The sequence below is a fragment of the Thermomicrobium sp. 4228-Ro genome (genome assembly GCF_026241205.1).
GTDB lineage: Bacteria > Chloroflexota > Chloroflexia > Thermomicrobiales > Thermomicrobiaceae > Thermomicrobium.
The window spans coordinates 872,205-892,164 of record NZ_JAPFQM010000006.1; the positions used below are offsets into that span (position 1 = coordinate 872,205).

Sequence of the window (19,960 nt, forward strand, 5' to 3'; positions counted from 1 at the left end):
AGCTGGAACGCCCGCTCCACCTTTACCGCATCGTGAACACCCTGTAAAGCCCACCAGCCGATCGTCGCCTGACCGTCGCGACGCAGTCGCGCTCAGGCTGGGGCGACGTCGCCTCCACCGGCGAGCTGGAACGCCTCGCGCTCGCTCCAGCACCCCCCTTTGCCAACGGCCATCGCCAGCCCGCGAGCGAAACAGCCTGGCGCGCCAGGCCCCCGACCCCAGCGACCGTATCCTGCCAACCCATGCGGGTGCACACCTCGTCGATCGTACCCGGTGAGCAGTCGTGGCACGCGAGCCGGAGGAGGCCGACCGAGCCGGTCGCGCTCGCGAGAGCCATCGCTCTGGCCATGACCTGGCGAACCCACGGCCAGTCGTTCGCGGAGCTCCAGCCGTCCGGTGAACGAGCGCTCCTGCCCAGCAGTCCGGACAGCCACACCGAGGAGCCACGCGGCGCAGCTGGAGCACCCCGATGGCACTGTTCCCTCGCTGCCACGCACGGAGCATCATCACCGGTCGCCCAGCACTGGCCGGGCGCGTTCGGTGGACCCGGTCGCGGCGGGCACGCGGTGAGCGATCGATCCGGACCTGTCTGCGGTGGACAGCGAACTACGTCGTAAAGAGTGAGCGCTGAGTCGGACGAAGGAGCATGTCGGACGTCGGCCGCCGTCACTCGCTTCTCGGCAGCTCCGGCAGCCGCCGAAACTGGTTGAAACGCCTCGCTGGCATGGTGGTCAGTGGCGTCCTGTTCCTGATCACTGAGCCACCCGTGCACGGTCAGGCCTCGTGCAGCCAGTGGCACCGCTGCGGCATGTGCGGTTGCCTGTGTTCCTGTGTCTGCGGCAGCGATTCCGCCTGCCCCTCGGGCACTCAGGAAGGCGGTGCGTGGTGGGCCTGTTGCTTCTCCAGCGGGAGACTCTGGCTCGTCCGCTCCCTCGACTGCTGCGGTCCGCGGGACCGGCGACCGGCCTGCCCCAGCGGCCGCTCCTGTAACCAGAACAACAGTTGCGGACAGTACCCGTCGAACCAGAACTGGTGTCCGAATCCGTCGACCCGAGCAGCCTACTGCACGCGTGCACAGGTGTGGTCGCAATGCTGATCGGTCTCCTCGTACCGACCGAAACCGGACGCTCGGACAGTCAATACTCGGAGGTCGACCATGCGTGACCGAACGCTTCCGACCGTATCGCCGCGACGGACGACTGGCCTACTGCTCGCCTCGAGCGCTGTCCTGCTGGTCAGCCTCATCGCCGCATCCCTGACCCGAATCGGTGTACCGTCGCGCTCGCTCCCCCATCTGGGTGCCGCACCGAACGCGATCGTCCGTCCCCTCGTTCTGCTCCCGGTCGGCACCACCGATGACCCGAGACTGGCCCCCCGCACGACCGGGCTCGTTCTCGTCGATGCCCGATCGGGAGCGATTCTGGACCGCCACGCGATCGCTGACTCCACCGAGGTCGTGAGCGCCTCTTTCGTCTCGCCCGGCGACCGCATCGTCTTCTACGCCGGCGAGCACACGGGGCCGCACGCACGGCTCGAGGTCCGCCGCCTTCCTGGCTGGGATATCGAGTCCGTTGTCCCGATCGACGCCAGTATCCCGCCAGCCCGCGTGCTCGCTGAGCGCTTCCCCTCGATCAGCGCCTCTGACCCGACGCTCCTCGCGTTCGCAGCCGAACCGCAGGGACGGTGGGCTGCCGTCACGTTCTGGTCGCTGATGGCGCCCAAGCCCGACGGTCCATCCAGCCAGCTCGTGTGGGTGACCATGGTGGACCTCGAGCGTGCCGCGTGGGCTGGGTGGGCCCACCCGCTCCCCGCGAGCCAGGCAGCTTCGCTCGTAGCCCTTCCCGACCGTATCCTGGTGCTCGGCCACGAGCTGCGGACCTCGAGCCGGCGCAGTGTCGGCACGGTCGTCGCGCTCGACCCGCAGAGCGGTGAAACGCTCGGCCAGCTGACCTTGGAGAGTGCCTCGACGACGGTCAAGCCGCTGGGAGAGGGCCTGGGCGACGAGCAAGCCACCTTCTCGACCGCGCTCGACCCCGTTCTCTGGAACGGCCAGCTGTTGGTGGTGACCACCGACCTGGAAGGGTTCGTCATCGACCCCAGTGCGCTCACCGTCACCGCGCACTACCCACCGCTCGCGGACCGGCTCGTCGCCGCCGGACGACCCTTCATCACGGGAGATCGGCTGGTCGTCGGCGGTGGTGCGGTGCGCGTGATCGATATCGCGTCGTGGCGACTGCTGGCCACTTACCCCTTGCCGCAGATGCCGGAGACCTGGTGGATCGCCGCCGGCCTGGTCGATCAGGAGACGTTGCTCGTGACCGGCACGCGCGAGGGCTGCCTGCGGCACCTGGATCTGGCGACGGGTCGTCTCAGCGCGCCGCTCGCGTGCGGCTTCCTGGTCGACTATCCTTCCCCGCTGTTCGGCTGGCCAGCCTTCTTCTCAGGCTCGAGCGGTCCCTGAAGAGACCGGTTGCAGAGAGGAGTTCTCCGATGCTCGCTCGCTGTACTGGACGTGCCGATAGCCGGCCGGTCTCCCGCCCCCCTCGTCGAGCTTCTCGTGCTCGTGATCGTCTCCTTTCCTGCTCTCGCCGCGACACCACTGCTGCGTCCCAACGATCGGCTGGCTGCCCGTCCCGAGCCTGCGCCTGCACTGATCCTCGCGCAGACGGCTACGCACTCGCTCGCACTCGACGCCCGCAGCGGCCAGATCGTCTCCCAACAGCCTGGCACCTCGGCGATCCTCGCCGCCGATCCCGGTGGCCGGCTCGCCCGCTCCATCACCGACGATCGGGTGACTATCTCGCGCCTCCCGAGTTGGTCGACCGTCCATGTGCTTTCGATCGACTCGGAGATACCACCCGCTCAGGCAGTGCGACGCGCCTTCCCAGCTCTCGGTGACGACTCCCCTCGTCCCTACGCAGCCGAGGTCTCACCGGACGCCCGGTACGCCGCCGTCCGGTTCGTCTCGGTGGCGCCGGGACCTTCCAGCCGGTGGGTCCTCTGAGTCACCACTCTGGACTTGGAGCGTGGCACCTGGGCGAGTTGGGCCCTCCCGGTTCCGGGTGCGCACTCTGCGTACCCGACGAGCGAACGCGATCCACCCGCCCGGGGACACAGCGATCCTGGCCGTCTGCCCGCTCGGCAGCTGTCTGCAGCCAGCAGCGCGGCCCGTCTAGAAAAGTGAAGACGAGCCAGGAGAGTGGACCGTGTCCGACATCACCCGCGCGCACCCGCATCGCACCGGCTACGGCAGCCGTGGCAGCTTGCTCGAACGCCTCATCGCCGCATTGGTCAGCGGTGTGGCGCTCCGGCACCCTCGACACGCCATCACCGCGAGTGCCGCTGCACTGGCCGTCAGCCTGTTCCTCGTCCTCGCGCTCGCCCTCTCCCGAACACCGGCGGGCCTGCTGCACACCGCGGGCCACGGGGCACCGGACCAGTCTCGACCGAGACTGCTGACGTTCGCAGCCGAACCGGCTGACGCCATGACTGGCATCTTCGGGAGCCGGCTCGTGCTCCTCGATCTCTCGACCGGTGAAGTCGTCGACTCCTACTCCGATGCGTCCGACGTGAGCGCAGCTGCACTCTCGCCCGCTGGTGACCTCGTCATCCTCAAACGTGGCGAGCTGGCTGGTGAGACGTGGCGGGACCGGCTCGAGGTCCGGCGCATACCCGACTGGTCGCGCGCGGCAGTGCTGCCGCTCGACTCCAGGATTCCCCCGGTCCGCGCGCTGGCTCGAGAGTTCCCCGCGGCAGCCACGGAGCCTCCCGTGCTGCAGCGGATGGTGATCGCCCCATCGGGCACCTGGGCCGCTGCGTGGCTCACCTCGACGACCGAAAGCTTCCCCGGGGGCGGCGGCAGCTTCATCACCTGGATCACCACGCTCGACCTGGCCGCTGGCAGCTGGGCGACATGGGCGCTTCCCCTACCCGGTGCGCAAGCTGCCAGCCTTCTCGCGTTACCCGACAAGCTCGTCGTCATGAGTTCGGGGATCTCGTCGCCCCGGCAACCGACCGTCGCCACGCTCCTCCTGGTCGATCCGGCGACCGGTCGCATCGAAGCGAGACAGGAACTCGCGCCGCTCGAGTGGACCGCCAAGCCAGCACGGCACGAGCCGACCCTCGTCACCTACCCGAGCGCGCTGCCGCCAGCCCTGTGGGGCACCCAGCTGGTAGTCGTGACCGAAGACCTGCAGGGTTTCGTCCTGGACGCGCAGACGCTGGCAGTCCACGCCCGCTACCCAGCACTGTCGGAATCGCGCCGCGTCGGCTGGCAGGTGCTGGTCAGCGGTGCCCGTGCGGTGCTCGTCGGGTACGACGAGGTCCTCCTCGTCGACCTCCACCGGTGGTCCGTCGAGCGTGCCTATCCTTTGCCCCACCGTGCGGAAAGCCTCTGGCGACCGGTCGGCATCGACCACGAACACCGCACGCTCTGGCTCGTCACCACCGGAGACGGGTGTCTCTACCGGTTCGCGTTCGACCGGGGAGTCCTCTCGGAACCGCTCCGCTGTGGACTCGCTGCCGGTTGGCCCCATCTGACCGAGGGTTGGCCGGTGAGTAACGCCGCGGCCCCTTGAGAGGTGGTCGCACCTGCGGGACGCTGTCCCATCTGTCTGGGTGCGCTCCCGCCACGCGTCTCGAAATAAATGAGTCGTACGAGGAGGTCGCTCGAATGGTATCCGCCGACCGGCTGCAGGCGCCGAACGACCCGCCCGCTGAGCGGACCGACGACCGGTCCAACCGTCGCTCCTGGCTTCGCCGCTTCCTCGGCTTCCTGCTCACGACAGCCACCCTGTTGGTCGATCCACCTTCGACCAACGCCCAGAGCTGCAGTGACTGGTTCCGCTGCGGCATGGGTGGCTGCCTCTGCTCCTGCCGGGGCGGAAGCGACTCTAGTTGCCCACCCGGTACCGTGAACGGCACGAGTGCCTGGTATGCCTGCTGCTACGATCGGGCACGCAATAAGGTCTTTTTCGTCCGCTACACCGATTGCTGTTCGAACACGCAGCCCCCAGCATGCCCAAGTGGTTGTTTCTGCTCGCAGAGTGCGCAACCGAGTTGGTGCGGGTCGGCCGGAAGGTACGTCGTGTGCACGCGCGCCGTCCTCGTCGGAGTGTGTTGATGCTCGACAGGAGGACCGAGTCATGCTGGACGGATCCGTCACTCGCTCTGCTTCGCACCTCCTCGCGCGCCTGTGGATCGCCCTCGTCGTGATGCTGGCTCTCGCCAGCCCTGGCTCGCCAGCCGCTGCCACGGATCCGAAACCGGTCGTCGTCGCGCTGAGCGGGCCGGATGCCGAGGAGGTCGCCATCCTCGACCCACGCAGCGGGACTGTCTTCAACCGGGTGCCGAACCGTGGTCAGGCGGTCATGCAAGTCTTTCTGGCTCCAACGGGCGATTTGGCAGCGGTGAAGGTCATCGAGGAAGGCCCGACGCCACGGGAGTACCTGGAGATCCGCACACTGCCCGATTGGACGCTCCGGACACGCGTCACGCTCGAAGCGATTCCACCGCTGCAGCCCTCGGAGGGGACGACACCCGGGCCCGTCCGTGACCCGCAGTTGGCATTCGCCTCGTTCTCGCCCGATGCGCGGGAGGTCGCGCTCGCCTTCTTCGCGACCGGGGAAGTCGCTGGCTGGGGCGTCCCGCACCTCGTGGTGACCGGCTTCGACCTCTCCTCCGGCCGGTGGGCGGGCTGGGCACGGTTGCTCGGTCCCGCCGACTACGCCTGGCTCTTCCCGCGCCAAGACCGCTTGATCGTCGTCGCCCGGTCCGTCCTCCCACTCCGGACCGGTCAGGTCGCCACGGTCTACGCGCTCGACCGTACCTCGGGAGCCGTTCTGGGTACCCAGCCGATCCAGCATCTTGCTCCCGGGATACTGCCGCCCCGGGGCCAGACCGTACCCTCGACGACCGCAAGCATCGTTGGAGCGATGATGCACGGTGACGAGCTCGTCCTGCTCACCACCGATGTCGCGCGCATCGTCCTGGCAACTGACTCGCTCCGTATCCAGCGCGTCGATCCGCCGCTGACCCGCGAGCTCACCGCCCGCAGCGCGGTGCTCCTCCGCGACCGGCTCGTCGTGCAGTCGATGCTGGACGAGCTGCTCGTCGTCGACCTCGACGCGTGGACAGTACGCTCGACGTACCAGCTGCCGCGGCCTGATCCGGAAGCGTACTGGACATTCTCCTGGGTACTGGTCGGCGCCGATCCGGACGGTCACTGGATCTACCTCGGCGATACCGGAGAGGGGTGCCTGCGCCGCTGGAACCTCGACACTCTCGAACTCTCGACGCCGTCGGCCTGCGGGCTCGACCTGCGCCCCGAGTGGGTGACGTACTACGGATGGCCAGCATTCGCCTCGGGCACGAGCGAAGCGACGGCCACGCTCCCCGCGCCAGCCCGCCAGCCAACCGGTACCGTCGGCGTGGCGGCGCTCGCTCTCGGCGCCGTGTCGCTCCTGGCCGTGCTGGCACTGCTCGTAGCCTCCAGCACGCTGCGCCGGAGCGTCACCAGTGTCCGCAGCCGGATCCCCGCGTGGGCCCGGTTTCCGGGTAACGCACCGCCTGCTCAGGAGACCAGCCCGGCGAGCGGCTCGCCGGGAACCTGAATGCCGGCACCCCGAACCGTTCGGACGCAGCGTCGAGCGCGTGCGGGCTCGACGGCTCGAGCGGGTGCTCTGGCCCTCCCGTGGCGGGCCGTCATCACACTGGACAGACCCCCGGGCAGCCGCCGAACTCGCCGGTCGCTCGTCAGTGCTCGGCAGGTGACGCGCGCACCTTCCACCTGTCTGCTGGACGATCTCTCGTGCGTCTAAAGGAATAGACAGAGTGGAAGGAAAGACCTGCTGTGGACGACACGATGGACACCCGTGCATCACCGAATCTGGCGAGTGACACGACGACACGGCGGACGTGGATCCGCCGCGCGCTGGCCCTCGCCGCTGCAACGGTCGCTCTCCTCCGCGAGCCGGAGCTGGCCCGTGCCCAGAGCTGCAGCGACTGGTTCCGCCGCGGGATGTCCGGCTGCCTCTGCTCTTGCCGGGGCGGGAGCGACCAGGCCTGCCCGAGCGGGACGGTCTCGAGTACCCGGGCCTGGTACCTGTGCTGTGACGATCCGGCTCGTAACCGCGCGTCCGTCGTCCGATCCATCGACTGCTGCACGACCGGGAGCGTCCCCAGCTGTCCCAGCCGCTGCCGCTGTACGAACGGAGGAGCGCAACCGAACTGGTGTGACTCGGGGAACGTCGTGTGCACGCGTGCCGTTCTGGTGGCGACGTGTTGAGATCGGGAAGCTGGAGGTGCACCGATGGAAAGACCGGGCGCTGGGAACTGGATGCGCGCACGGACCGTCTTCCTGGGATCGCTCGCCGTCATCCTGGTCCTCGGCCTCGGAGCGCTGGCCGCCACGCTACGCTGGTCGGCTACCCGTGACGCCACCGCTGCTCCTCCGGATCGGCCCCTGATCGTCTCGCTCGCGCGACCCGACGCGAAGGAGATCGTCGTCCTCGACCCGCGCACCGGTCAGGAACTGCACCGGGCACCTAACCCCGACCAGGGGTACCTCGAAATCTTCCTCTCGCCGGACGGTCGCCGCGCCGCTGTCGCGCACGACAGTCCTGACGGGTCGACCGACGTCCTCGAGATCCGATCGCTCCCCGCCTGGTCGCTCGAGGCCTCCCTGCCGCGCGGAGCGTCCGCCCCACCGCTCGCCGGCCTGGCGAGCCGCCAGCCCGACCTCGTCGAAAATCTCGGCCTCGCCTTCGCTGCGTTTTCTCCGGACGGCACGCTCCTGGGACTCGCCTACTACGGCGGCAGCGGTGACATCCCGCAACTCGTCGTCACCCTGTACGACCTGGAACGGCAGGCGTGGGCCTCTTGGGCTACCAGCCTGGGCGCCAGCAGCTACGCCTGGCTCTTCCCCGGTCGCGATCGGTTGCTGGTCGTCAACCGCTCCGTCCTCCCGCAGTGGACGAACTCCCTGGGCGACGTCTTCGTCCTCGACCAGCGGACGGGTGCGGTGATCGCCCAGCAGACGATCCCGCGGCTCGTCACGGCCTACTTGCCGCAGCGGGGTCGTCTCGCACCGAGCGCGTCCCCCTCTCTCGCGACTCCCCTGCTCGTCGGCGAGGAGCTCTGGTTGGTCACGGCTGACCTGGCCCGCTTCGTCCTCGATGCGCACACGCTGGAGATTCGCCGGACGGATCCGCCGCTCGCCCGGGACCTCGCCGCGCAGGCTGCGACGCTCGCCGCTGACCGTCTGGTCGCCTTTTCCGTGGAAGCGTCCGAGCTCCTCGTCGTCGACCCGGCTCCCTGGCACCTGAGCGCGACGCACCGCTTGCCCGAGAGAGGCTTCTCGTCCGACTGGCTCCTGGTGGGCGCCGAGCCCGGTGAGCGTACCGTGTACGTCGGTGCGATCAGCGACGGATGCCTCTGGCGTGTCCCGCTCGACAGCGGGACGCTCTCGGCACCGCTGGCCTGCGACCTCTACCTGGAGTTTCCGTACATCACCTACTATCACTGGCCGGCTTTCTCCCCCGGCACAGCTGCGCCGGCCGGCGCGACCGGCCTGCTCCGGCACCTTCCCCAGTCGGCAGCTGGGGTCGCGACCGCCCTGCTCGCTGGCACCTTCCTCGTCGCCACGCTCGGCAAGCTCTTCGCCCTCGCCGATGCTGCGCGCCTGCTCGCTACCGTCCTCCCGCGACTCCGCCGTTGGGCACGCCCGGCCGCGCTCGGGACCGTCGCGCTGGAACTCCTCACCGGAGCCCTGTTGCTGGTACCGGGCACCCAGCGCGCTGGGCTCGCGCTCGCCGCGACCGCTCTCCTCGCCTTCACCGCGTTCGGCCTCGTCGGAGCCCGGCGCGCGCCAGGCGCGGACTGTAGCTGCTTCGGCAACCTGATGCCGGCGAAGCTCGGTCGCGGGACGCTCCTGCGCAACGTGACTCTGCTCGCGCTCGTCGCAATCGCCTGGCCAGTGGCAGCGGCACCGTCCCTTGCCGACGTGACCGTTGCCAGCCTTCTCGTGCTCTCGGTCCTGGTCGTGTCCCGCGTGGCCGCGACCGTGGCCAGTCTGCGCCGGTCGGCTGGAGGAGTCACGACGCGCCATGCTGCCTGAGTGGATCCTCGTCGTCAGCTCCTCGCTCGCGTGGCTCGCCGTGCTCGCGCTGGCCACTATCGTGTCCCAGCTCGCCCGGCGTCTCCAGCTTCTCCAGCAACAGGTCAGCGGCAACGCGGGCCAAGAGCGAGTGCTCGAGAGTCTCGGCCAGCCGGTCCCGCCGCTCGCCCTCGCTGGCCCCGCGTCCGATCAGCTGATCCTCGGCGTGCCCCCGGCGGCGCCAGCGGTCGTCCTCGCTCTCAGTCAGCGCTGCCCACCGTGCGCAGGCTTCTGGGCACAGTCGGCAGCGCTCGCAGCGTCGCTCGCTGCGCGAAATGTCCTGCTGGTCCTCGCCGTACCGGAGCGCGCAGTTCCGGCAGAAGCCGCACACCTGCCCCGGCTCGTCGGCGAGGCAGCGCTGGCTGCACTCGGTCTCTCGAGCTTCCCGAGCCTCGCGTTCGTCGACGAGCGTGGTCACCTGCGGGGACGTGGGGTCCTCCGGAGCGTCGAGGAAGTCCCGGAGATCGTCAGCATGCTCCTGCAGCCCACGGTCGACACGGAGGGAAAGTCATGACTCTCTGGCTGGTCCCGCTCGCCTTGGCCAGCGGGTGTTCCGCACTCTGGTCGCCTTGAGGGTACTCGATGGTCGACGTGCTCGGCCCGACCATGGCAGAGCGACCACGCCGGCACGCCGTGGCGACCGCCTTCCTCCACGTGCTGGCCAGCAGCGCCGGCGGTGCGCTGACCGGCGGGGTGCTCGCACTGCTCGGCACGCTGCTCCTGCCAGCTGTGGTCGCCACGCAGCGCCCGGCAGTCCTACTCGCCGCAGTGGTCACCGCCCTCGCGATGGCCGAGATGGTGACCGGCTGGCGGAGCCCGGTCTGGCGCCAGGTCCCGCCCGCACGGTTCCACCGCGGTCCCCTCTTCGCGAGCGCAGCCTGGGGATTCGAGCTCGGCACCGCTTTCACCACCCGCTGGCCGACGCTCCAGCTCGCCAGTCTGGGTCTGGCGACGCTCCTGTCACGCGACCTCGTACAGGGTGCAGCCCTCTTCCTCGCGTTCGGCCTCGCGCGCGGTCTCGTCACTGCCGGAGCGGCGTATGCGCTGTGGCGGCCTCCTTGCCCGGTGGGTGCGCTCGGTGTCCTGAACCTGCAGCGGCTGGCACGAGCGGGACCGGTGGCTCTGGCCTTCGTCTGTGCAGGCCTCCTGCTGTACACTGCGGGTACGGCCTCCTGACCGGAGAGAAGGAAACCGAGCGATGCGGTCCAGCCTCACTCCAGCCCGGCTCAGTCTCGTCCTGCTCCTCGTCCTCCCGTCGCTCGGCTACCTGCTCCTCGACGACCGGCCGGCACCACCGCACCTCTTCCTCCACCGGATGCCGCCACCGCTGCTCCACGCCGGCCGCCGGAGACGGCCACCGCGGGATCCTCCTGATCCCGCCGAGCCCGCTCAGCCAGAGCCATCCCCGTCCCGAAGCGCTCCCGACGACACCCTCTTCGCTGATCTCTACGGCGAGCATGTGGAGCACCTGCGAGCTTACTTGCGCCGCCTCGGTGTGCCGCCTTCCCTCCATGACGACCTGATCCAGGAAACTTTCGCGCGCGCCTGGGCAGCTCGCGCCCAGTTGCGCGACCGCGCAGCGCTGGCCACCTGGCTCAACCGGATCGCCCAGCGCTCCTGGTTCGACTGGTTGCGCGCCCAACAGCTGGAGCATCGGGCGTTCGGCCGTGTACTCCGCGAGGCCTGCCCCCGAGGCGCGGAGGATTGGTCGGCCGACCGCCTGCTCGTCGAGCAAGCGCTGGCGAAGCTCCGCGACCGCGACCGGGAGATCCTGTACCTCCGCTGGGAGGCCGAGCTCGGGTTCGACGAGATCGCCGACCTCCTCGGTATCTCCCCCACCGCCGCCCAGCGCCGCGCGCACCGTGCGCTCGAGCGGCTCAAACAGATCCTCGCCCGACTGGAGCGCACGGGCGACTCCGGTAACGAGGTACAGCGGTGAACCACCGAGGTGGGGGACGTTCGGAACACCGGCGCGCCGGTGCAGCGCCACAGACACCTCTGCTAGACTCGAAACACAAATCGGACGGAGACAAGGATGCGACGCAAGCGCTTCGCGCCCACTCGGATACGCTGGGGCTGGCTGGGGCTCGTGCTCGCCGCCATCTTCCTCGTCCTCAGTCCAGCGAGCGCATCGGCGCATGTCCGCTGGTTCGTGCCGGAAAGTCTCCAGCTCCGCTCGCCGCAGTGGGAACTCTTCTGGCGCTGGCCGACGCTGGCGGTCATCGGCCTCAGCGCGTTCCTCTGGGCGGGACTCCGGCTTCTCCAGCGGGCCCTCGGCACCCCACACTGGCCGAATCCGCCGCTCCTCGCCAGCATGGAACCCTGCGCGACCCGCGTCCTCGCCCTCCACGCCGGTATCAGTCTCGTCTGGTTCGCGTATCAGCGCGAACTTTTCGTATCGTCGCTCGAACTCCCGAACTCGCTCCTCGGATGGGCTCTCCTGGTCGCGACCGTCATCGTCGCCTTCACCTTCATTACTGCACTTTTCGACCGGGCTGGCGCAGCCCTCCTGCTGCTCGTCTACCTGGCGGCCTTCGCGGTCTTCCCGCCGGTCGCTGTGCTCGAGCAGCTGCACTATCTCGGCATCGCGCTCGTCCTGCTCGTGCTCGGCCAGACGGTTCCGCCGCTTCGCGTGGCGCAGGTTCTCATCGGGCTCACCCGGTACGAGCGGCACGCCGTCACAGCGCTCCGGGTACTCACCGGTCTCGCGCTGGTCATCGTCGCCTTCTCCGAAAAGCTCCTCAATCCCGAACTGAGCAGCGCGTTCCTCCAGCAGTACCCGCACTTCAACGTCCTTCACAGTCTCTTCGGCTGGACCTGGGTCTCCGATCGCTTCTTCGGCGACCTGGCGGGGATCGTCGAGGCAACGATCGGGATCCTGCTCATCACCGGTGTCCTCACCCGCGTCGTGATCCTCGCGATGTGGATTCCGTTCAACCTCACCGTGCCACTGTTGCCGCCGGTGGAGCTGCTCGGCCACCTGCCGATCTTCGGCATCATGTACCTGCTGCTCTTGTACGGCTCGGGAGTCGCGCCGCAGACAGCGTTCCGCTGGCTACAGCCCGCCTTGACCGGCGAACTCGCTGCTGCCTAGCGCCGCCTCGGCGGAGAAGGAGAAGTCTCAGCCAGATAGCTGGCCCGCGCTCAAGCAGCCTCGACTCCGAACTCCGGATCGAGCAGACCGAGTTCAGAGAGGACGAGCGCGCGGTGCTTGCAGTACCGGTAGTAGGCGCTTCCGGGACACGAACACAGCAACTCGTCGTCCAGAATCGTCACCTCGTAAGCGACACCGGACTGGCTGGCACTCGTCACGGCCCAGTGACGCGGGTCGCCGTTCAGTCGGAAGGCACGTACGCCTTCTCGCCGTGCCCGCTCAGCCATCCGCCGCCAGATCGCCCGGTCGATCTCGCGCCAGCTCGCCACTGGCTTGCCTTGAGTCTCCTGCATCGCGCCTCACCACATGTTCTGTCTACAACGCACCGCCATCCAGTATAGCACAGATGTTCTGGATCGCAGGCGACCATTTGGATCGACCAGTGTTTGGCTCGATCGACCCGATCCCGGTGGCCAGAAAAGCGACGGTGCCGGTATCAGTCGCACATGAGCAGAACAGCCAGCGAAGCCTGCTATACTGCCCACAGGCAGCCTCCGGTTTGCCGGAGGAGGGTCTTCATCCGTCGCGAACCGAAGGAGGACGGGATGACCGTCGAACAGCGTCAAGAGTTCGACGTCGTATTCCTCGGCGGTGGGACCGGTGGCTACGTCGCGGCGATCCGCGCCGCGCAACTCGGCCTGAAGGTCGCTGTCGTCGAGAAGGACAAGGTCGGCGGAACCTGCCTGCACCGCGGCTGCATTCCCAGCAAGGCGCTCCTCAAGAGCGCGGAACTCCTCGAACGAGCGCGCCGGGCCAAGGAGTTCGGTGTCATCGTCGGCGAGGTCCAGGGCGACTATGCGACCGCTTTCAAACGCAGCCAGCAAGTCGTCGAGCAGTTGCACAAGGGGATCCACTTCCTCTTCCGCAAGCACGGCATTACGCTCATCCAGGGCGTCGGCCGGTTGACGGCCAACCGCACGGTTGTCGTCAACGGTGCGGACGGTCAGCAGCAGGAGCTGCGCGGACGAGCGATCGTGATCGATACGGGCTCGCGGCCTCGGGCTATTCCCGGTATCCCCTTCGACGGCGTGCGCGTACTCAACAGCGATCACACGACGGCCCAGCTCGACTGGTACCCCAAGCGGGTCATCATCCGCGGTGGTGGCGCGACCGGTGTCGAACACGCGACCGTCTATCGCGCCTTCGGCGCCGAGGTCACCCTGGTCGGCCGCATCGTGCCCAACGAGGACGAAGAGGTCCAGCAACAGCTGATCCGCTCTTTCCAGCGCAAGGGGATCCGCATCATCCCGGACTACCGGCCGACGGCCGACGATTTCGACATCACCGAGGGTGGCGTCCGGATGCGCGTGCGCAAGAGCGGCGCCCAGGAGGAGGTCATCGAGGCCGATGCCCTCTTCGTCGCGCTCGGCCGCGAGGGCAATATCGAGGATATCGGTCTCGAGGAACTCGGTGTCCGTACCAAAGACGGCTTCATCGTCACCGACGAGTTCTTCCGCACCAACGTCGAGGGTGTGTACGCCATCGGCGACGTCCTCGGGATCCAGCAGCTGGCGCACACCGCCATGCACCAGGGGATCATCGCAGTCGAGCACATCGCCGGGGAAAAGCCGCTGCCGCTGGACTACAACCGCGTCCCGGTCGTGACCTACTGTCATCCGGAAATCGCCAGCCTCGGCCTCACCGAACGCGAGGCAAAGGAGCAGGGCCGTACGATCAAAGTCGGCAAGTTCCCCTTCCGGGCCAACGGGAAGTCGCTCATCGAGGGGGAGACGGACGGCTTCGTGAAAGTCATTGCCGACGCGGACACGAACGACATCATCGGCGTCCACATCATCGGCAACCATGCGACCGAACTGATCGCCGAAGCGGCCCTGGCCAAGCTGCTCGAAGCGACACCGTGGGAGATCGGTCTTTCGGTCCATCCGCACCCGACCGTCTCGGAGGTGATCGGCGAGGCTGCCCTCGCGGTCGACAACCTGGCGATCCATATCTGAGGCCCGAATGCGGTCTGGAGAGCCGGTGACAGTGTATACGGAATGCAGTCTGAGACGAGTGTGCGACCGAGTGAGAGGGCCGGCCGATGACAGCGATCGTCGAAGTCTTGACGCAGCTCCTCATCATCTTCGTTGCCGCGAAGCTGGGAGGTGAGCTATTCCTCCGCCTGCGTCAACCAGCTGTCATCGGTGAAATCCTCGTCGGCATCGTGATCGGTCCCTTCGCCCTCGGCTTGATCGGCTTGCCCGGGCACGAACTGCTGGCACTGTTCCATGAGGACAGCGACGCTGCTCGCGAAGGGCTGACGCTCGCCCTCGAGACGGTCGCTGAACTCGGTGTGATCGTCCTGCTTTTCTTCGTGGGCCTGGAGACGCGACTCAGCGACCTCCTGCGCGTCGGCCTCCGCTCGCTGCTCGTCGCCATTCTCGGTGTCGTCGGCCCGTTCGTCGGGGGCACGCTGCTCATGCTCGCACTCGGCTACCCCTCGATCGAGTCCATCTTCATGGGAACGGTCCTCGTGGCGACCAGCGTCGGTATCACCGCGCGGGTGCTCCGCGACGTCGGTGCGCTCGATTCCCGCGAAGCGCGGATCATCCTCGGCGCTGCCGTCTTCGACGACATCATCGGTCTCCTCGTCCTGACCGTCGTTTCAGGCATTGCAGTATCCGGCGAGCTCCAGCTCACACGGGTCCTCTGGATTTCTGTCCTCGCGCTCGGTTTCACTGCAGTCGTCGGTGGCCTGGGAGCGTTCGCGGTCCGGCGTCTGTTCCCGCCCCTGGTCGAGCGTCTCCAGATCGAATACGCGCCGCTCGTCGTCGCGCTCGCCCTGATGCTGGCACTGGCCTCCCTGGCCGCCGCCATCGGCTTGGCACCGATCGTCGGCGCCTTCCTCGCCGGGATGGCGCTCGCTGAAGTGCGCGACCGGTACGACCTCCACGAGCAGGCGCTCCCGCTCTACACCTTCCTGGTTCCCTTCTTCTTCGTCGTCACGGGTGCCCGGGTCGATCCGCAGCTCTTCCTCCGGTCCGAGACGCTCTGGCTCGCGCTGGCAGTCACTGCCGTGGCAGTCCTGACCAAGGCACTCGGTGCGGCGCTCGGAACGCTCGGTTTTCCGTTTCGCTCCATGGCCATTGTAGGTTTCGGTATGGTTCCGCGCGGCGAGGTCGGCCTGATCGTCGCCTCCATCGGTCTCTCGCTCGGCGTGGTCGAACGTCCGCTCTTCTCGGTGGCCGTGGTCATGTCGATGCTCACCACGCTCCTCACTCCGCCATTGCTCGTCTGGCTTCTCCGCCCGCTGGTCGCCGCCCGGCGCGCGGCGCTCGCGTCGTCCGTTCCAGTCACGAGATCAGAGGAGAGATGATGAGTGGATCGTTGCGACACGCTCTCGCTGGAATCGTCGGCGCTCTGGCTTTCCTCGTCGCGATGGCAGTCGACCTGGCGCTGCTCCGGCGACGTACGAACGACCTGCGTCTTCTGGCGGGTCTCCTTCCCGTTGGGCACCGGTACTGGCCGCTGCTGGGCACGATCATGCACCTGGTGAACGGCGCCGCCCTCGGCGTCCTCTATGGCCGCCTGCGTCATCGCTTGCCGCGGCCAGGCTGGTTGGCCGGCACGGTGTTCGCGCTCGGCGAGAACCTCGTCCTCTGGCCCCTGATCGTCGTGCTCGACCGCATCCATCCCGACGTCCGCGCCGGCCGGCTCGAGCGGTTCAACCAGCCGGTACCGTTCCTGCAGGAGGTCTGGCGACACCTCGCCTATGGCATCACGCTCGGCCTCCTCGTCGACCGCTGGCAGCGGACGGAGAGCGAGCCGGCACCATGAACGCGGCGCTCCTCGCCCGGCCCCTGCTCCTCGAGCCGGTCCTGGTCGAGCGCCCCTGGGGTGACCAGCGCCTGGCCCGCTACCTCGGCAAATCGCTGCCGCATGGCGCGCGCATCGGCGAATCGTGGGAGACCGCGAACGAAGCGCGTGTCGCGAGCGGCCCGCTGGCTGGGCTCACGCTCGGTGAGCTGGTCGCACAGTTCGGTGCCGACTTCCTCGGCGAACGCGGGTGGGCAGCCAGTCAGCCGTTCGGGGACTTCCCGCTCCTGATCAAGTTCATCGATGCCGACGACGTCCTTTCCGTCCAGGTACACCCCGACGACGAACAGGCCCGTCCGCTCGGGCAGCGCGGCAAGACCGAAGCCTGGTACATCCTCGCTGCGGAACCCGGCGCCGAACTCGTCGTCGGACTGACCGAACCGCTCGACCCCAGCACGATCCGCTCGCTCCTGGCCGAGCGTCGTCTGGCCGATTACCTGGTACGACTTCCCGTGCGCGCTGGCGACACGGTGATCGTTCCGGCCGGCACACTGCACGCGATCGGCAGTGGCATCCTGCTCTACGAGATCCAGGAGCAGTCCGACATCACCTACCGTTTCTATGACTGGGATCGTCTCGATGCTGCCGGGCGCGGTCGGCCGCTCCATATCGAGGATGGGCTCGCTGTGCTCCGGTCCGAGCGACAGGCGCGCCGGACGCAGCCGCTGGCGCTCGACGAGTGGCGGTCGATCCTGACGGCCTGTCGCTACTTCCTGCTCGAGCGGTGGGAAGTCGACGGAGAACGGCACCTCGTGCGCCGCCCTGACGAGTCCCCGCACCTGCTCAGCTGCATCGCGGGCAGCGTCACGATCGCGACGGCGGACGAGGCGCTCGAGCTCACCGTCGGACGAACGGTGCTACTCCCAGCACCGCTGAGCGAGATCCATCTGGGTGGGCGCGGCACGCTCCTCGCTGCCACCGTACCGGACCTCTGGCGCGATGTCGTCGTCCCCTTGCAGGCAGCCGGTTACCCGGACGAGGCGATCGCGCGCCTCTGTGGTGACACCAGCGACCTCGCCCAGGCGCTCGCGCGCGGAGCGGGCACCGCGCACTGACGGAGGACTCGACCCGGAATCTCCGCTGCCTGCACCAGGCGGACGGCTGCGACCCTGTACACCCAGCGACGACCCTTCTGCATCGCTGAGCGGTACCGGCAGCCCGCGCCGGCCAGCGATCGAGCGCGCCCAGCGCACGACAGCACGCGGTGCACCCAGACGCTCGATCGCTACGCAGCTGCCGTACTCTTCATGAGCCTCGACGCGCTCGCTCTCCAACCGCGCCTCTTCGAACGCCGCCAGTCCGCCGACACCCTGCTCTTCAGCCAGAGCGATCTCGTCGAACCAGCGAAATCGCCGCTGCTGCGTGAGCTCGATCGACTCTATGCCGCTCAGCCGATCGAGCGCCAGCGTCTCTGGCGCAACTTTCGTCACATCGTCCTTCACGTCTCGTACGAGAACGTTCCCTCCTTCGAGCGCTTCCTCGGAGTCCGCCTGACGACCGTCGTGGCGCGCACCCATCCAGTCACCGTGAGCCCGACCAGACCCCTTCTCGATGCGACCGACCGCGACCGTCTGCTCGAGTCCGTCGGTCAAATCGTGGAAGTGCGCGGGGTCGTGCGCTCCGTCCGGTCTCGGTTCACGTTCGATGGACGGCCCTGCCTGTTCGTCAATTTCGGGAACTACTTCGACGGCGACTTCTACGTCGTCATCTGGCAGGAGGCACTCCGGGAGCTCGCCGCTCGGAAGTGGGACGAGGCGGCCCTCCGTACTGCGCTCGCCGGTGAACTCGTCTCGGTAACCGGACTCCTCGACGCCTACCGCGCCGGCAACCGCATCAACCCGCAGATCCAGTACCGTGAGCCCGGCCAGATCGTCGTCCTGCGCCCACCGCAACGCGGCGGAAATATCGTCATCTGACGAGCAGTGGACGACGTCGACACCGGACGCGGCACGGAAAGCGAGGAGCACCAGCTGGTACGGTCGTGTGCTCCTCGCCGTGCCGCGTCGTCGACCGAGGTCACTCCTCGGCCACGACCGGATTCTCCAGTGTACCGATCTTCTCGACCGTCACCCGCACGACGTCGCCCGGCCGCAGCAACCGCTTCGGGTCGCGGGCGAACCCCACTCCTGCCGGTGTCCCGGTCGCGATCACATCACCCGGCTCCAGCGTCATGATCTGCGAGATATACGCGATCACCGTCGCCACGCCGAAGATCATCTCGCGGGTACTCGACCGCTGCAGCACTTCACCGGACACCTCGCAGCTGATCTCCAGCGCCTGCGGGTCAGGAATCTCGTCCGCTGTGACGATCCAGGGGCCGAGCGGTGTCGAGCGATCGAACGTCTTCCCCTGCATCCACTGCCGACCCCGGAACTGGAAGTCCCGCATCGAGACGTCGTTCAGGATCGTGTACCCTGCCACGTACTCGAGCGCCCGTGCCTCGTCGATGTACCGGCCCGCCTTGCCGATCACGACCGCCAGTTCCGCCTCGTAGTCGACCTGCTGGCTGACGCGCGGCAAAACGATCGGTTCACCCGGACCGATGAGCGCATTGGCGAACTTGTTGAAGAGTTCCGGATACTGCGGGATCGGCGAGTTCGTCTCCCTCGCGTGGTCGGCATAGTTCAACCCGAGGCAGATGATCTTCCCCGGTCGCAGGAGCGGCGCCCGCAGGCGCACCGCCGGCGCGTCGGCTGCTACCACCATCCCGCGTTGCAGCGCGCTCTCGCGATCGCGCGCCAACTCTTCTCGTGCGAAGGCGACCGCTTCCCGCGCTCGACCGAGCCCATCACGAGCCAGCAGGAGCGCCATGTCCGGTGGGCATTCCGCGAGCGCCCGCCCGACTGCATCCGTCACCCCCTGCTGGCGCACGAGCTCCGTGTACGCCTGTGGGATATCGAGAATCCAGCCGTCCTCCAGAACTCCGACGCTCGTCCGACCCCGCTCGCTGTAGGTGACCAGTCGCATGGCCCTTCCCTTCCGCCGTCTCACGTCCCGTCCCCGAAGCTCGCCGGTGGCGGCGCTTCCGTCCAGACATTAAAAACTGCGGAAAGCTCACCGCGCCAGATCCGGGGACCTTCCCAGCGGTTCGGGAGCCGCGCCACGTCCGCCGTGATCTCGATCCGGTTGCCCGAAGGATCGCGCACGGAGAGGAACGAGTTCCCACCTCCACCGGGCCAGCGACCGACGGGCTCTCGCGGCCGTCTCGTCTCGGCCGCCCGAGACCGGTGGCAACCGGTCCCTGTCCATCGCTCCCCGCTGTCCCTGGCCGTGGCCGAGCGACGAGTCGTCCACCAGTCTCGTGCGACCAGCCTTCCGGCACGCGAGCAGCCGACACCGCATGCTGCCACGTCGTGATCCCGTCGAACCACGGAGGCGTGAGCGACTCGAGCGGACGTTCGCGGCTGAAGACACCGACTAGGGCGTCGGTGACGACGCCCCTGAGCCGCTGCCACGCGGTGCCGCTCGGCTCCTCGCCGACGACGTGTTACGGCACGGACGACGAACACGACGATCACCGCGCCGATCGTCGCGACCACGATGCTCCCGATCAGCCCAGCGCTCCCGCTGATACCGAGGAGCGAGAAGAGGAGATCCCCGATGAAGGCACCGATCAGCCCCAGGATGAGGTCTCCGACGAGTCCACGACCACCGCCGGTCAAACGACCTGCCAACCAGCCTGCCACGATTCCGACGATGATCCAACCGATGATGCCCCCCGGATCGAGTTCCATCTCTCCCCTTCCCTTCCGCCTCTCGGCGCCCCGGCAGCGATGCGTGGACGATACGAGATCGACAGACCGTTTGACAACCACATCGTTTTGATCCTCTCGCTA

20 protein-coding genes and 1 pseudogene are annotated in these 19,960 nt (G+C 68.0%); 17 read left to right on the top strand and 4 right to left on the bottom strand.

Annotated features, from left to right (window positions below):
- Positions 1–92: 92 nt before the first annotated feature.
- The gene (locus tag OO015_RS13440) at positions 93–434 is read right to left on the bottom strand and encodes a hypothetical protein (RefSeq protein WP_265942003.1); all 342 of its coding nucleotides are present in this window, start codon (positions 432–434) and stop codon (positions 93–95) included.
- 290 nt (positions 435–724) lie between these two features.
- Here OO015_RS13440 and OO015_RS14285 point away from each other — a divergent pair, with 290 nt between their 5' ends.
- The 12 genes from OO015_RS14285 (at position 725) to OO015_RS13490 (ending at position 12,248) form a co-directional block, all read left to right on the top strand.
- A complete protein-coding gene (locus OO015_RS14285) occupies positions 725–1,096 on the top strand; it encodes a methylamine dehydrogenase light chain (protein ID WP_416236608.1) in 372 nt (123 codons plus the stop codon).
- Positions 1,097–1,156: 60 nt separating this feature from the next.
- Complete coding sequence (locus tag OO015_RS13445) at positions 1,157–2,461, top strand: hypothetical protein (RefSeq protein WP_265942005.1); 1,305 nt, start codon at positions 1,157–1,159, stop codon at positions 2,459–2,461.
- Positions 2,462–2,557: 96 nt separating this feature from the next.
- Positions 2,558–3,004, top strand: coding sequence for a hypothetical protein (locus OO015_RS13450; RefSeq protein ID WP_265942007.1), 447 nt, complete (start codon positions 2,558–2,560; stop codon positions 3,002–3,004).
- 202 nt (positions 3,005–3,206) lie between these two features.
- Positions 3,207–4,577 carry a hypothetical protein gene (locus tag OO015_RS13455; protein WP_265942009.1) on the top strand — a complete coding sequence of 457 codons (1,371 nt, stop codon included), beginning with the start codon at positions 3,207–3,209 and terminating at the stop codon, positions 4,575–4,577.
- A 95-nt stretch (positions 4,578–4,672) separates the two neighbouring features.
- Positions 4,673–5,122: a methylamine dehydrogenase light chain gene (locus OO015_RS14290; protein WP_416236600.1), complete on the top strand. Its 450-nt coding sequence runs from the start codon at positions 4,673–4,675 to the stop codon at positions 5,120–5,122.
- A 22-nt stretch (positions 5,123–5,144) separates the two neighbouring features.
- The gene (locus OO015_RS13460) at positions 5,145–6,611 is read left to right on the top strand and encodes a hypothetical protein (RefSeq protein ID WP_265942011.1); all 1,467 of its coding nucleotides are present in this window, start codon (positions 5,145–5,147) and stop codon (positions 6,609–6,611) included.
- Positions 6,612–6,850: 239 nt separating this feature from the next.
- On the top strand, positions 6,851–7,285 hold the full coding sequence (locus OO015_RS13465; RefSeq protein WP_265942012.1) for a methylamine dehydrogenase light chain: 435 nt from the start codon (positions 6,851–6,853) through the stop codon (positions 7,283–7,285).
- A gap of 24 nt (positions 7,286–7,309) precedes the next feature.
- On the top strand, positions 7,310–9,115 hold the full coding sequence (locus OO015_RS13470) for a MauE/DoxX family redox-associated membrane protein (RefSeq protein WP_265942014.1): 1,806 nt from the start codon (positions 7,310–7,312) through the stop codon (positions 9,113–9,115).
- Complete coding sequence (locus OO015_RS13475; protein ID WP_265942016.1) at positions 9,105–9,668, top strand: hypothetical protein; 564 nt, start codon at positions 9,105–9,107, stop codon at positions 9,666–9,668. The genes OO015_RS13470 and OO015_RS13475 overlap by 11 nt, the downstream gene beginning before the upstream one ends.
- Positions 9,669–9,736: 68 nt before the next feature.
- Positions 9,737–10,330, top strand: coding sequence for a hypothetical protein (locus tag OO015_RS13480; RefSeq protein ID WP_265942017.1), 594 nt, complete (start codon positions 9,737–9,739; stop codon positions 10,328–10,330).
- Between the two features lie 22 nt (positions 10,331–10,352).
- Positions 10,353–11,093, top strand: a complete 741-nt coding sequence (locus OO015_RS13485; protein ID WP_265942019.1) for an RNA polymerase sigma factor — start codon at positions 10,353–10,355, stop codon at positions 11,091–11,093.
- A 96-nt stretch (positions 11,094–11,189) separates the two neighbouring features.
- A complete protein-coding gene (locus tag OO015_RS13490; RefSeq protein ID WP_265942021.1) occupies positions 11,190–12,248 on the top strand; it encodes a hypothetical protein in 1,059 nt (352 codons plus the stop codon).
- A gap of 50 nt (positions 12,249–12,298) precedes the next feature.
- Here the strand turns inward: OO015_RS13490 and OO015_RS13495 are convergent, their stop codons facing one another.
- Positions 12,299–12,601, bottom strand: a complete 303-nt coding sequence (locus tag OO015_RS13495) for an SWIM zinc finger family protein (protein WP_265942023.1) — start codon at positions 12,599–12,601, stop codon at positions 12,299–12,301.
- Positions 12,602–12,853: 252 nt separating this feature from the next.
- Between OO015_RS13495 and lpdA the strand changes: the two genes are divergently transcribed.
- The 5 genes from lpdA to OO015_RS13520 all read left to right on the top strand — a co-directional run bounded on the left by lpdA (position 12,854) and on the right by OO015_RS13520 (position 18,040).
- Entirely contained in the window at positions 12,854–14,263 is a 1,410-nt protein-coding gene (gene lpdA / locus OO015_RS13500) for a dihydrolipoyl dehydrogenase (RefSeq protein WP_265942025.1), read from the top strand.
- A gap of 86 nt (positions 14,264–14,349) precedes the next feature.
- On the top strand, positions 14,350–15,624 hold the full coding sequence (locus OO015_RS13505) for a cation:proton antiporter (protein ID WP_265942026.1): 1,275 nt from the start codon (positions 14,350–14,352) through the stop codon (positions 15,622–15,624).
- A complete protein-coding gene (locus tag OO015_RS13510) occupies positions 15,624–16,085 on the top strand; it encodes a DUF6789 family protein (RefSeq protein WP_265942028.1) in 462 nt (153 codons plus the stop codon). Before OO015_RS13505 ends, OO015_RS13510 begins: the two co-directional genes overlap by 1 nt.
- A complete protein-coding gene (locus OO015_RS13515) occupies positions 16,082–17,179 on the top strand; it encodes a type I phosphomannose isomerase catalytic subunit (protein WP_265942030.1) in 1,098 nt (365 codons plus the stop codon). Before OO015_RS13510 ends, OO015_RS13515 begins: the two co-directional genes overlap by 4 nt.
- Before the next feature lie 192 nt (positions 17,180–17,371).
- Positions 17,372–18,040: a hypothetical protein gene (locus OO015_RS13520; RefSeq protein WP_265942033.1), complete on the top strand. Its 669-nt coding sequence runs from the start codon at positions 17,372–17,374 to the stop codon at positions 18,038–18,040.
- A 100-nt stretch (positions 18,041–18,140) separates the two neighbouring features.
- On the opposite strand, the gene OO015_RS13525 is transcribed toward OO015_RS13520, so the two are convergent.
- Both OO015_RS13525 and OO015_RS14295 read right to left on the bottom strand, forming a co-directional pair.
- Positions 18,141–19,091, bottom strand: a complete 951-nt coding sequence (locus OO015_RS13525; RefSeq protein ID WP_265942035.1) for a fumarylacetoacetate hydrolase family protein — start codon at positions 19,089–19,091, stop codon at positions 18,141–18,143.
- Positions 19,092–19,606: 515 nt separating this feature from the next.
- A pseudogene (locus OO015_RS14295) lies at positions 19,607–19,858 on the bottom strand (GlsB/YeaQ/YmgE family stress response membrane protein); the annotation flags it as partial.
- Between the last annotated feature and the right edge of the window lie 102 nt (positions 19,859–19,960).